Genomic DNA, 13,142 nt, shown 5'->3' on the forward strand with positions numbered 1-13,142 from the left:
GCCCCACGGCACCCGGACGTCTCACGGCACCCGGACGTCTCACGGCACCCGGACGTCTCACGGCACCCGGACGTCTCACGGCACCCGGACGTCTCACGGCACCCGGACGTCTCACGGCACCCGGACGCCTCACGGCGCCCTGACCCTCCCCACGGCGCCGCGGTGGGCACCGCCCGCGAGCCGGGGCGGCCGCCGCCCGACGGCCGTCCCGGCTCGCTGAGGCCCACCGCGGCGCCGTGGGGGCGTCAGTCGCCCGCCTCCGGCGCCATGCCCGTCTTCAGGCCGGCCCCGCACAGCGGCACGACCGCAGTGCGGGCGCCCTCGCCGCGGAAGGCGTCGTGCTCGCGAACGGCCGCCCAGCAGGCCACGCCCGTCGACTCCACGTAGAGGCCCCGGGCGGCGAGATCCCGCTGCGCGGACCGGATCTGGTCCTCCGTCACGGTGAGGAAGGTGCCGCCCGAGGCACGCACCGCGCGCAGGATCTGGCGGGCCCGCGGCGGGCGCGGGATGGCGATGCCCTCCGCGAGGGTCGGCCCGGACGGGGCGGCCGCCTCCGGCAGGTCCTCCAAGCCCCGCGCGAACGCCGCGGCGAGCGGCGCGACGGCCGCCGCCTGCACCGCGTACAGCGCCGGCCGCCGGCCGATCAGCCCCGCCGTGAACAGCTCCTCCACCGCGAGCGCCGCGCCCAGCAGCAGGGTGCCGTTCCCGACCGGCACCACCAGGACGTCGGGCAGCCGGCCGCCCATGTCCTCCCACAGCTCGTGGACGTAGGTCTTCGTGCCGTGCAGGAAGTAGGGGTTGTGGACATGGCTGGCGTAGAAGACCCCCGGCTCGTCGGCCGCCTCGCGGGCGGCCTGCGCCGTCGCCTCGCGGTCGCCCGGCACCACCTCGATGTGCGCCCCGTGCGCCGCTATCTGCTCCAGTTTCTTCGGCGAGGTGCCCCGGGGGACGTAGACGGTGCAGGGCAGTGCGGCACGCGCGCAGTACGCCGCGATCGACGTGCCCGCATTGCCGCTGCTGTCGGCGATCACCCGGCGCGGCCCCAGGCGCAGCGCCAGCTCGGCGAGGAGCACCGCGCCGCGGTCCTTGAAGGACAGCGTGGGCATCAGGAAGTCGAGCTTGGCGGAGATCCCGTCCCGCAGCGGCACCAGAGGCGTACGGCCCTCGCCCAGCGAGACGGACGGGTCGTGCAGCGGCAGCGACTCCGCGTACCGCCACAGCGAGCCGACCCGGCCGCCGAGGGACGCGAGAGGCGCGGGCGTGGGCGTGAAGTCCAGGTCCAGGGGGCCCCGGCAGACCGGGCAGCACCAGGCGAACGACCCGGTGCGGACCCGGGTGCCGTCATCGGGGCAGTAGCGATCCGGCAGAGCTGTCATACGCGCAGCGTAATCACCGGCACTGACAGTGGTGCGGAGTGAACCGGAGGGCCGGTGTCGCCGTGTGACCGGGCGGCGCGGCGACCGGCCCGGACGGGCGAACGGCCCGTTCCGGGTGAACGATTGTGGAGAGGGCAAACCCCCAGGTGCAGGGCCTGTAACCACTTCGGGTGATTCTTTGGCCTTTACTTGCGGTAACCACCCTGGGTTGCCAGGCTGTTGCTGTCTGTCAATCTGATGGGAGTGGCCCGTGACATTCGGTGAACAGCCGGCGTACCTGCGCGTCGCAGGTGATCTCCGCAAGAAGATCGTCGACGGTTCGCTTCCGCCTCACGCCCGCCTCCCGTCGCAGGCCAGGATCCGCGAGCAGTACGGCGTCTCGGACACCGTCGCCCTTGAGGCGCGCAAGGTGCTGATGGCCGAGGGGCTGGTGGAGGGCCGGTCGGGATCGGGGACCTATGTGCGCGAGCGGCCCGTGCCGCGCCGCATCGCCCGCTCCGGGTACCGCCCGCCGGGCGGCGCCACCCCCTTCCGGCAGGAGCAGGCGGATTCCGCGGTGCGCGGCACGTGGGAGTCCCGCAGCGAGCAGGCGGAGGCGAGCGCGGGAATCGCCGAGCGCCTCGGCATCGACCCGGGCGACCCGGTGATGTGCACGCGCTATGTGTACCGCGACGCGTGCGACGTACTGATGCTCTCCACCTCCTGGGAGCCCCTAGCCCTCACGGGCCGCACCCCCGTGATGCTCCCCGAGGAGGGCCCGCTGGGCGGCATGGGCGTCGTCGAGCGGATGGCCGCCATCGACCTCGTCGTGGACAACGTCACGGAGGAGGTGGGCGCACGCCCCGGCCTCGCCGAGGAGTTGATGGCGCTCGGTGGCGTCCCCGGGCATGTGGTGATCGACATCCGCCGCACGTACTTCGCGTCGGGCCGCGCGGTCGAGACGGCCGACGTGGTCGTTCCCGCCGACCGGTACCGCCTCGCGTACCACCTGCCGGTGCGCTGAGCGGGACGTCGGGGCGGCGCCGGCGAACCGACGGGTATGCCCGCGCACCCGCTGGGTAGGCGCACAGCCACCACGGAAGGGTGTGGCGCACAGCAGTTGGGCGCGCCGCCACCGACGAGAAGGGGAGGACGCAGTGTCCATGGCGACCAGGGTCCCGACTGGACTCGCGCAGGCGGAGGTTGAGCAGGCCGGACACCAGGAGAGCGCCGGAGAGCTGCCGCAGGTGGAGAACGCGCTCGCCGTCGCCCCGCACGACGCCCGGGAGCTGTCCAGAGTCTTCTTCGCCCGCATGGCGGAGCTGGAGGAAGGCACACAGGAGTACCAGGACGTCCGCAACACACTCATCGAACTGAACCTCGCCCTGGTGAAGTTCGCCGCCACCAGGTTCCGCACCCGGTCCGACCAGATGGAGGACATCGTCCAGGTCGGCACCATCGGCCTCATCAAGGCCATCGACCGCTTCGAGCTCAGCCGCGAGGTCGAGTTCGCGTCGTTCGCCATGCCGTGCATCATCGGTGAGATCAAGCGCTTCTTCCGTGACACCAGTTGGGACGTGCACGTCCCGCGCCGGCTCCAGGAGCTGCGGATCGACCTCGCCAAGGCCACCGAGGCGCTCTTCCAGCGCCTGGACCGCTCGCCCACCCCCGCGGAACTCGCGGCCCACCTGGGCCGCGAGGAGGAGGAGATCGTCGAGGGCATCGTGGCGGCCAACGCCTACACCGCCTCGTCCCTGGACGCCCCGCTGGACAGCGGCAGCGACGAGGGCGGCGAGAGCCTCGGCGACGTGCTCGGCGGGCCCGACGACGACATGGAGATCGTCGAGAACGTACAGGCGCTCAAGCCGCTGGTGGAGAAGCTGGGGGAGCGGGATCGCCGGATCCTCCGGCTGCGGTTCGGCGAGGAGATGACACAGGCCGAGATCGGGGCCGAGCTGGGCGTCTCCCAGATGCACGTCTCCCGGCTGCTGACCCGCATTACGGCGCGCCTCCGCGAGGGGATCCTGGCGGCCGACTGAGCGCCCCGGCAAGGGCGCGGAGAACCGGCGGCACCGCCCACGCCCTTGAGGCAGTGGGGGGAGCGGCCGGCCCCGACGAGACGGTCCGGTCCGGGGACACCCCCAGGCCCTTCAGGCAGTGGGGGACGGCCTGAAGGAGCCGCTTCTGCCGTGTCCGGGCCACCGGTCGGTTGGTGCTTGCCGGTCGCGCAGTTCCCCGCGCCCCTTCAAGACGGGGCTGCGCCCCGACAAGGGGCGCGGAGAACCGGGGCCACCTCCCCCGTCCTTGAGGCGGTGGGGGAGCGACCGGCCCGACGGGACCGCAAGGTCGCCACCGGCCCAGGGCCGGCTCTGTCGCCTCGGGCCACGGACCGGTGGAGGGTGGGTGGTGAGAGAAAGCCACGCGCTCCCTCCACGCCCGAATGCGCCGGGCGGCCCGCGAGCCTTGGGGCGCCGGGCCCCACCCCTCTCCCCGCCCAGCCGGCCGTGGCTGGTTGGGTACCTCCTTGTGTAATTCCGTATCCGCTGAGTGAAGGTCGGGCGTAGGCTCAGGCATATGCGTTGTGCGGTTTCCTTGGCGCTCGGGACCGGACGCCGGCCGGGGACGGAGAGAGGAAAGGGGTGAAGGAGGGCGATGAGCGAGAGCACGACCCCGCTGGTCTGGCTCGTCATACGCAGGGATGACAACGGCAACCGCTACCGGATCGGCAGCTATGCCACCAGGGCGGAGGCCGAGCAGATGGTGGACCGGCTCGACGGGCAGGGCACGAAGCAGCTCTACTCGGTCGAGCGCGTGGGCCGGAGCGGCGCCTCGTGACCGCCCCCGACCCCTGTCGTAGGCTCCGCCCATGACGGTACGGATCATGGGCCGATGACGGAGCGGATCGTGGTGGCGGCCGCCCTGCTCGACCGGGGGCGCCTGCTGGCGGCGCGCCGCAGCGCGCCCCCCGAGCTGGCCGGCCGCTGGGAGCTGCCCGGCGGCAAGGTGGAAGCGGGCGAGCTGCCCGAGCAGGCACTGGTGCGCGAGCTCCGTGAGGAGCTGGGCATCGAGGCCCGGGCGCTGGACCGGGTCCCCGGCCGGTGGCCCCTGAAGCCCGGCTGGGCGCTCCAGGTGTGGACGGCGCGGGCGGTGACGGGCGAGCCGCGGCCCCTCCAGGACCACGACGCCCTGCGCTGGCTCACCCCGGCCGAGCTGTGGGACGTGCCGTGGCTGGACCAGGACGTCCCCGCGGTCCGCGAGACCGCCCGCCACACGGGCCTCCTGCCGGCTTCCTCCATCGGCGTGCGGGGCTCGCGAGGACGTCAGGACCCCAGGGACGTGCGGGCCCCCGAGGGCCATCCAGGCTCCTGAGAACAGAGAGGGCCCCCGGGGATGCAGGGGGCCTCTGGGGATACAGAGGGTGAGGGGCGGGGTATGCCACCCATAGGCCCTTTGTGTTCCCCTCCGCTCGCTTCGCGAGGTGATCGGCGTGATCGACGTCGCGGGTGACTGCGTCCAGTGGACCTTCCCCGCGGATCCCTGTGCCGTGCACGTCGCCCGCGCCCGGGTCCGCGGGCAGCTCGGCGACTGGGGGGCCGAATCCGTCGCCGACATCGCCGCGCTGCTGGTCAGCGAGCTGGTGACCAATTCCCTGCGGTATGCCCGCGGCCCCATCGGCGTACGCCTCGTGTGTACCTCGCCGCACCCCGGCACGCTGCTCGTGGAGGTCTCCGACACCCTCCCCGACCTGCCCTCCTTCCGGGCCCCCGGCCTGGAGGACGAGACCGGGCGCGGACTGCAACTGGTGGCCGGCGCGACCCGCCGCTGGGGCGCCCGGCAGGCCGGTACCGGCAAGGCCGTGTGGTTCGAGCTGTCCCTGCCCGGTTAGAAGACAGGATGGTGCCGGTCCACGGCGGGAAAGAGTTGGGACCGTGCTGTGATCGTGAACACCGTGTCGCATGGGCCCGGAGTGCTGGATACTTCCGACAGCCGCACCTTGAGACCGGTACCGGACGCGGTGAGCTGGAGGGGACGGTTCGCGTGAGCGAGATACCAGCGAGGGCCAGGACGTCCGAGCCGCGGTCGGGCGGTTCCTCGGACGACGAGCCCGGCAATGTACCCGACGATGCCGCGGGCGGCACGGGGGGTGCCGCGGCGAGCCGTGCCGAAAACGCTCCCGGCGAGCGCCCGGCAGCCCGCGATGCGGCGCGGAGCCACCCCCAAAGCGCTGTGGACGAGCCGTCGCCCGGCCCGCGGCACGCCGTGGCGGACGCGGTGACGTCCCACCTCACGGCCCATGTCGCGGGTGCCGGTGAGCCGCTTTCGGACGCGGGGGACCCGGCGGGGCATCCGGACACCCCCGGCGACGGCATGTGGCAGAGCACCCCGCCCGGCTCCCTCTACGACCACCTCAAGGTCGCCTCGTTCTCCATCGGCCCGGACGGCCTGATCGACCAGTGGAGCACCCGCGCCGAGCAGCTCTTCGGGGTCCCCGCGCCACAGGCCCTGGGCAAGGACCCCGTCGAGGCCTTCGTCCCCGCCGAACTCCGCCCGCACGGCCGCCGCAAGATGACGGAGATCCTGGACGGCCGTGAGTGGACCGGCTCCGTCCCCTTCCGCCTGCCCCGCCCCGGCGGCGACCACGACGAGGACATGGCGGGCATCCAGCAGGAAATACCCTCTGTGGGCCCCGCTGAGGTGGCTGGTGAGGCAGGTCGGGCCACCGGCGCCGGCGAAGCCCGTGAGGCCCGTGGCAGCGAGGGGGCCGCAGGCGCGGCGGGGACCGCGCGGGCCACGGGCGCGGCGGCCGACGGCGGCACGGCGGCCACGGAGGCGGGGGCCGACGGCATCGCGGAGATCTATGTGATGCCGACCGAGAACGCGGACGGCGAACACGCCGCCCTCTGCCTCGTCCTCGACGTCCACGTGCTCCGCCACATCGAGACCGACCTCGCCGCCTCGCAGGCGATTTTCGGTCAATCTCCCTTCGGTTTCCTGCTCTTCGACCGCGATCTGCGGGTACGGCGCACCAACCGCCGTTTCGCCGATGTCTTCGGCGGCAGGTCCGAGGACCACCGGGGCCACACCGTCCACGACTACCTGCCGCGGGGCGAGGCGGACCGGCTGGCCGCCGCGCTGCGCAGGGTGCTGGAGACCGGCGAGGCCGTCAACGACATGCAGCTCGTCGGGCCGGCCCCCGGCTCCGCCGAGCGCCGCCACTGGTCGGTCAGCCTCTACCGCGTGCACAGCGGCTCGGGCGCCCCCATCGGCGTCGCGGGCCTCGGCACCGACGTCACCCGCAGGCACGCCGCCGCCCGCGAGGCCGCGCACGCCCGCCGCAACCTCGCCCTGCTCAACGAGGCCGGCGCCCGGATCGGCAACTCCCTGGACCTGGAGACCACCGCCAGGGAACTGCTCGACGTCACCGTGCCCGGCTTCTGCGACCTCGCCTCGGTCGACCTCTACCAGGGCCTTCTCCAGGGGGACGAGTCCCCGTCGGGCCAATGGGCGGCGGCCGGCGCCAAGTCCGGCTCCGGCAGCGCCGAGCTGCGCCGCGTCGCCTTCGCGAGCGCCGTCTCCGACGCACCGTTCACGGGCAGTGGCGGTCCCGCGCCCGTCGCGGTGGGCGCCGTCCACCACTACCCGTTCGCCTCGCCCTGTGCCGAGGCCCTGCGGATCGGCCGCCCCCGGCACATCCCCGGCGACCGGGGCGGCCTCATCCAGTCCACCCTGGCGGTGCCGATGGTGGCCCACGACACGGTGGTGGGCCTCGCGCAGTTCTCCCGCACCAAGGGCAGCGAGCCGTTCGGCGAACGGGACCGCGCGCTGGCCGTCGAGCTCGCCGCGCGTGCCGCGGTCTGCATCGACAACGCCCGGCTGTACCGCCGCGAGCACGAGCGCGCCCTGATCCTCCAGAGGTCCCTGCTGCCGCCCGGCGACCCGGAGGCCTCCGGCCTCGACATCGCCTGCCGCTACCTGCCCGGCAACGCCGCCACCGAGGTCGGCGGCGACTGGTTCGACGTCATCGAGCTGCCCGGGCACCGCACCGCCCTCGTCGTCGGCGACGTGATGGGCCGCGGACTGCGTGCCGCGGTCGCCATGGGCGAACTGCGCACCGCGGTGCGGACGCTGGCGCTGCTCGACCTGGAGCCCGCCGAGGTGCTCTCCGCGCTGGACGAGATCGCCCGCGGCCTCGGTACCCCCGGCGGCGTCCAACAGGCCACCCGGACCGCCCGCCAGTCCCGCGACGCCGACCTCTCCGAGGTCTACCTCGCCACCTGCATCTACGCCGTCTACGACCCCGTCACCCGGCGCTGCACCTTCGCCAACGCCGGCCACCTGCCCCCGGTGATCGTCGAACCCGGCGAGCCCGCGCTGATGCTGGACGTGCCGCCGGGCATGCCGCTGGGCGTGGGCGGCGAGCCGTTCGAGGAGGTCGAGGTCGACCTCGCGGAGGGCGCCCTCCTCGCGCTCTACACGGACGGCCTGGTCGAGTCGCGCGACAACCCGCTCGACGAGGGCCTTCAGGCGTTCGTCAGCACCCTCACCGAGCCGTCCGCGCCCCTTGAGGACGTCTGCGACCACGTCCTCAACACCCTCAACACCCACCACGGCGAGGACGACGTCGCGCTGCTGATGGCGCGCGTCCAGGGGCTGCCCGCGGAGGCCGTCGGCGACTGGACCCTGCCGCGCGAGGCGCTGAGCGTCGGCCGGGCGCGCGAGTACGCCCGCGCCCAGCTGCTCGGCTGGCACCTCGAACCCCTCGCGGACACCACCGAGCTGCTGGTCAGCGAGCTGGTCACCAATGCGCTGCGGTACGGCGAGGGCGAGATCAGACTCCGGCTGCTGCTGGACCGCACCCTGGTCTGCGAGGTCTGGGACGCCGGCCTCGTCCAGCCCCGCAGGCGGCGGGCGCGGGACACCGACGAGGGCGGCCGCGGCCTCCAGCTCGTCCAGCTCCTCAGCGCCTCCTGGGGATCGCGCCGCACACCGCGCGGCAAGACGGTCTGGTTCGAGATGCCGTTGCCGAACGGCAAGACGAGTGCGGATCCGTCAGAAGCGTTGCTGAGTCTCTTCTGACGGGTTCTTGGGGGGCGGGGCGCTCCCCTTCGCCCCTTGCCGATGTGCCGGCCGGTGGTTCGGGGGCGGTGGATGCTGCCGTATCGGGGCGGTGGTGATCTGCTGGTCTCGTCGTGGTTGCGCGCGCAGTTCCCCGCGCCCCTGGGTAGGGGGTGGTCGGCCTGGTTGCCTGGGGGCCTGGGGGCCGGAAGCGGGGGTGCGTGCGGGCCGCCGGATAGCCTGTCCGTTCTGCCCACCGGGTGGGTGGGAGGGACAGGGGGGTCTGGTGGGGGATGTGCGGGATGGTGCGAGACGGGGGCGTGCGGGGGCGCGCGAGTGGATCGGTGCTCGCGCGGGCGCCGGGGCGGTGCGGTGGTGGGGACGGGGGTGGCGCAGTCCGCGGCTGAAATGGGCCCGACGCATCGCGCTCGCCCTGGTGGTGGTGCTCCTCGTCCCGGTGGTCGTCGTGGGCGTGGCGCTGCGGATCGGCTACGCGGGCGATCCCGCGGCCGGCACCACCACCCGGGGCCGTGACGCCCTGTGGCTCGGACACGCCTGGGTGGACGGCCGCAAGGACGACGCCGACGTGCGGGCCCTCGGCGAGCGGCTGCGCGGTACCGGCATCCACGACCTCTTCGTGCACGCGGGCCCGTTGGAGCACGACGGCTCGCTGCCGGCCTCCGCCCACCCGAGGGCCGGGTGGCTGGTCGCGGCGGTGCACCGGGCCCTGCCCGGGGTGCGGGTGCAGGCCTGGCTGGGCGACGAACTGGCCACCGAGGGGCCCACCGGGCTGCACCTGGAGAGCGCCGCCACCCGCGACCGCATGGTGCGCGCCACCCGGCAGATCCTGGGCGCCGGATTCGACGGTGTCCACTTCGACCTGGAGCCGCTGCACTCGGGGGACCGCGCCTACCTCGGACTGCTGGACCGGCTGCGGCATCTGACGCGCTCCCAGGGGGCGGTCCTGTCGGTCGCCGCGCACCAGATCGATCCGCTGCCCCATCTGCACTCCTTCGCCGGCGCCTTCAGCGGGCACCCGAAGTGGTGGTCGCAGGAGTTCTTCGGGCAGGTGGCCCGGCGCGTCGACCAGATCGCCGTCATGTCGTACGACACCGCGATGCCCCTGGAGAGCCTGTACGGCGGTTATGTCGCCGAGCAGACCACGCTCGCCCTGGAGGTCACGCCGCCCACCACGGACCTGCTGATGGGGCTGCCGTTCTACCAGGAGAACAACCCCAGCCACTGGGGCTTCGCCGAGACGGTCGCGGCCGCGGTCCGCGGCACCAGGCTCGGCCTGTCCCGCACGGACCCCGGCCGCGACCACTTCGGGGTGGCCCTCTACGTCGACTTCGCGGCCCGCGAGGAGGACTGGGCCGCCTACCGGGCGGGCTGGCTCCCGTAGTCCCTCAGCGGGGCGGCACCGTCAGAGTCGGCGTGTAGTAGCCCGGGGGTGTGGGCTCGCCGATGGGGCCGCCCTCGGCCTCGACCCAGGCGTGGGCGCGGAAGGGGGCGGTGCGCACGCCGGTGCACCAGGTGGGCCAGGTGCCACCGAGGCGGCACAGCAGGGCGGTGGCCAGAGAGCGTTGCAGACAGCCCTGGCCGGCGCAGCGGGTGCTGACGGCGACGACGGCGTCCCGGGCGGCCCGCGCCTGGGCGGCGGTCGCGGGAGTGGCGCCGCGGCGGGCGAGGTACAGGGCGGCACGGATGCGGCGCGGCGGCAGTGCGGCCAGGAGCCGGGCCGCCGCGACGGCCAGCCGGGCCGTGCGGCGGCGGCTCCGGGTGAGCGGGGTACGGCCCTCGCCGAGGGTGAGGGGGCTGCTCATGCCGTCGTCAGCCGTGCGGTGCGGAGCGCGGTGAGCAGGGCCTCGACGTCGGCCGTCGCGCGTGCTGTGCCGATGCCGTAGCGCGCGTGGAGGACGTGCGCGGCCCGTTCCGGCGTGCCGCCGGCGAGGAGCGTGCGGAGGATCAGCGCCCCGGACGGGTTGAGCTGGAAGTAGCGGCCGCGGCGCTGGTCGAGCAGGACGGTGCCGTGGTCGGTGTCGGTGGCGGTCACATCGGGCTTGAGTGCGAACGGCACAGGGGCCTCCGGGTGGTCGGCGGTCCTCCGGGGGCGGCGACCCCCGGGTCAGGGGCGGTCTGCGGTCTTCGGGTGGCCTGCGGTCCTCGGGTGGCCTGCGGTCCTCGGGTGGTCAGGGTCCCGCGGGGTGGTCGGTGGTCGTCGGGGTCCTCGGCGGGTGACGCCCTACCGGTCGTGCGGCTTTCACGGGGCGGCGCCCGGGGTGGGGGAGGGGACCGCCGCGGAGGCGGTGCCCGGGGCCCGCACGGGTGTGGACGGCAGGGAGCGGAGCCAGACCTCGCAGGCGAGGGTGGTCTCCAGGGCCACCAGCGGCGCGACGGTGGTGTGCGTGGCGGTCAGCGCGGCGCGCACCGCGGCGTCGTCGACCAGCCCGCGGCGGGCCAGCTCCGAGCCGTCGAACAGGGCGAGCAGGGCGGCACGGTGGCGGCGCAGCCCGTCGTAGCCGTCCTCGGCGTAGTCGCCCTTGGTGACGCGGCCGAGGAGGTCGCCGGGGACGAGGCCGCGCATCGCCTCGGCGAGCAGGGGCTTGTAGCGGCGAGGGGTGCCGCGCTCCTCCGGGCGTACGGCGAGGGCGGCCTCGATGACGCGGTCGTCGAGGTACGGCGCGGCGAAGTGCACTCCGTCCGCGGCCATCAGGTGTTCGGCGTAACGGATCATGGCGCCCGCCCGGCGCACGGCCTCCAGGACGGTGTGCGGGCCCCGGCCGGGCGCCAGCGGCTCGGGCCGCCGGCGGGCCGTCTCGACGAGCAGGCCGCGGACGGCCGCCACGGCGTCACCGGTCGCCCACGGGGGCATGCGCAGCGCGGGTGTCCAGCCCAGGTGCGGCAGACGCGGGGACGGGGCCGGATCGCCGAGCCGGGTGGCGCAGTGGGCCAGCCAGGCCGGGAAACAGCGTGACTCGGCGAGCGCGCGCCAGGTCGCACCGAGCGGCCAGTGGCTCATGGCCGCGCGGCCGCGGACCTGCCGGACGGCGGCCCGGGGCCGGGTACGGACCAGGGTGTGCAGGTGGGCCGCGGGGAGCAGGAAGAGCTCGTCGCCGCCGTGCCCGCACAGATGCAGGCGGGACCCGTGTGCGGCGACGCGCCGCCCGACGTCGGCGAACCGCGCCCCCGCACGCACCCAGAACGGCGGCTCCTCCGACACCGTGAACCCCGCCCCGGCCGCCCCGCACCCACCCCGGCCCACCACAGTGCCCGCACCTGGCGCTGTGCACCCCGTCCCGTGCACCGCAGCTCCCGTACCCGGCGCCGGGAGTCCCGCTCCGGGCAAGGCGGAAACGGCGCCCGGCCTTGTGAGTTCCGCGTCTCGCACCGGAGCACCGGCACCGGGCGCACCCGGGCCTGGTGCCGCAGCTCCGGCAGCCGCCCCTGCGAGATCCGCTCCGGGCAAGGCGGAAACGGCGCCCGGCCTTGTGAGTTCCGCGTCTCGCACCGGAGCACCGGCACCGGGCGCACCCGGGCCTGGTGCCGCAGCTCCGGCAGCCGCCCCTGCGAGATCCGCTCCGGGCAAGGCGGAAACGGCATCCGGCCTTGTGAGTTCCGCGTCTCGCACCGGAGCACCGGCACCGGGCGCACCCGGGCCCGGTGCCGCAGCTCCGGCACCCGCCCCTGCGAGATCCGCTCCGGGCAAGGCAGAACCCGCACCCGCCCCCGCGAGATCCGCGCCGGGCAAGGCGGCACCCGCACCCGGCGCCGCGAAGGTGCCGTCGCGCACCGTGGCCCCCGCACCGTCTGCCGCGGAACCCCCGTCCCCGCCTCCCACCCCCGCGAACATGGTGGGGGCCTCCTCGTACCCGAGTACCAGGTGCTCGGCGGTCGGGAGCCGCTCTGTGACGCGTCCCGCCCACAGGGCGTCGTCCCCGCCCGGGTCGAGCTGGGGTGTGCGGACGGTGATCAGGTGGGCGCCGGCGGCGGCCGCGAGGTGGGTGACGGTGCCGGAGTCCATGCCGCCGGACAGGTCCGTGCTCACCACGTCATGGCCGGCGACGCGCCCGCGTACCGCCTCGGTGAGCGCCGCACGCACGGCCGCGGCGCCCTGGCGCACCGTCAGCTCCGGGGCCGGCGGTGCCCACCAGCGGTGCGTGCTCGCCGTCCCGTCCGGCTCCAGCAGGAGCCAGTGGTCCGGCGGGACCTGCGCCACGCCCTGCCACACGGGGCGCTGCGCGAGGGGGAAGGGCACGAAGGGGGTGAGCAGGCGCAGCGCCAGAGCCGTCTCGTCCACGGCGGCACCGGCCGGGCCGGCCAGTGCGTCGGCCCGGTCGGCGGCCACGGTGGCCCCGGCGAGGCGGGTGTGGCAGACCGCGCGCACTCCGGAGGCCGTGCCCTGGACCCGCACCCGGCCGGCCGCCGAGGCGATCAGGTGGGCGCTTCCGCCCAGCCCGCGGGCCGGGCCGTCCAGGTCGCGCACATCGCTCAGCCCGGCGGCGCAGGCGGCGAGGAGGCTCACGGTGGCGGGGCAGAACCCGGCCACCGCCACCCGTGCCTGCCGTACGCCGGCCACCCGGACCGCGCCGTCCGGCCAGCGGCCCACCAGCCACGGCCGCCCCGACGCATGGGGAATCACCCGCGTGCCGGGCCGGGCGGTAAGGACGCGGGCCGCGGGCCCGGCGGCGTCCCCGTCGGGCAGCACCACGAACGTCGTCGCTGCGGACACGA

General features: G+C 74.8%; 11 protein-coding genes. 7 read left to right on the plus strand and 4 right to left on the minus strand.

Annotation, left to right across the window (positions count from 1 at the left end):
* Positions 1 to 245 precede the first annotated feature (245 nt).
* Complete coding sequence (locus ACSMXW_RS24685) at positions 246 to 1,376, minus strand: threonine synthase (protein ID WP_485799434.1); 1,131 nt, start codon at positions 1,374 to 1,376, stop codon at positions 246 to 248.
* Between the two features lie 250 nt (positions 1,377 to 1,626).
* Here ACSMXW_RS24685 and ACSMXW_RS24690 point away from each other — a divergent pair, with 250 nt between their 5' ends.
* The 7 genes from ACSMXW_RS24690 (at position 1,627) to ACSMXW_RS24720 (ending at position 9,813) form a co-directional block, all read left to right on the plus strand.
* Complete coding sequence (locus ACSMXW_RS24690) at positions 1,627 to 2,379, plus strand: GntR family transcriptional regulator (protein WP_485799436.1); 753 nt, start codon at positions 1,627 to 1,629, stop codon at positions 2,377 to 2,379.
* Positions 2,380 to 2,512: 133 nt separating this feature from the next.
* Positions 2,513 to 3,394: a SigB/SigF/SigG family RNA polymerase sigma factor gene (locus ACSMXW_RS24695; protein ID WP_485799437.1), complete on the plus strand. Its 882-nt coding sequence runs from the start codon at positions 2,513 to 2,515 to the stop codon at positions 3,392 to 3,394.
* A gap of 613 nt (positions 3,395 to 4,007) precedes the next feature.
* The gene (locus ACSMXW_RS24700; RefSeq protein WP_485799438.1) at positions 4,008 to 4,190 is read left to right on the plus strand and encodes an SPOR domain-containing protein; all 183 of its coding nucleotides are present in this window, start codon (positions 4,008 to 4,010) and stop codon (positions 4,188 to 4,190) included.
* Positions 4,191 to 4,244: 54 nt separating this feature from the next.
* A complete protein-coding gene (locus ACSMXW_RS24705; protein ID WP_485799439.1) occupies positions 4,245 to 4,724 on the plus strand; it encodes a (deoxy)nucleoside triphosphate pyrophosphohydrolase in 480 nt (159 codons plus the stop codon).
* 109 nt (positions 4,725 to 4,833) lie between these two features.
* A complete protein-coding gene (locus ACSMXW_RS24710) occupies positions 4,834 to 5,241 on the plus strand; it encodes an ATP-binding protein (RefSeq protein ID WP_485799441.1) in 408 nt (135 codons plus the stop codon).
* 482 nt (positions 5,242 to 5,723) lie between these two features.
* Entirely contained in the window at positions 5,724 to 8,432 is a 2,709-nt protein-coding gene (locus tag ACSMXW_RS24715; protein WP_485808280.1) for a SpoIIE family protein phosphatase, read from the plus strand.
* A 319-nt stretch (positions 8,433 to 8,751) separates the two neighbouring features.
* Entirely contained in the window at positions 8,752 to 9,813 is a 1,062-nt protein-coding gene (locus tag ACSMXW_RS24720; RefSeq protein ID WP_485808281.1) for a glycoside hydrolase family 18 protein, read from the plus strand.
* 4 nt (positions 9,814 to 9,817) lie between these two features.
* On the opposite strand, the gene ACSMXW_RS24725 is transcribed toward ACSMXW_RS24720, so the two are convergent.
* The 3 genes from ACSMXW_RS24725 to ACSMXW_RS24735 form a co-directional block, all read right to left on the minus strand.
* A complete protein-coding gene (locus ACSMXW_RS24725) occupies positions 9,818 to 10,234 on the minus strand; it encodes a lasso peptide biosynthesis B2 protein (RefSeq protein WP_485799442.1) in 417 nt (138 codons plus the stop codon).
* Positions 10,231 to 10,488, minus strand: coding sequence for a lasso peptide biosynthesis PqqD family chaperone (locus ACSMXW_RS24730; RefSeq protein WP_485799444.1), 258 nt, complete (start codon positions 10,486 to 10,488; stop codon positions 10,231 to 10,233). Before ACSMXW_RS24730 ends, ACSMXW_RS24725 begins: the two co-directional genes overlap by 4 nt.
* Before the next feature lie 183 nt (positions 10,489 to 10,671).
* A complete protein-coding gene (locus tag ACSMXW_RS24735; protein WP_485799446.1) occupies positions 10,672 to 13,140 on the minus strand; it encodes an asparagine synthase-related protein in 2,469 nt (822 codons plus the stop codon).
* Positions 13,141 to 13,142: the final 2 nt, after the last annotated feature.

This window comes from Streptomyces sp. DSM 116793, from assembly GCF_057320905.1.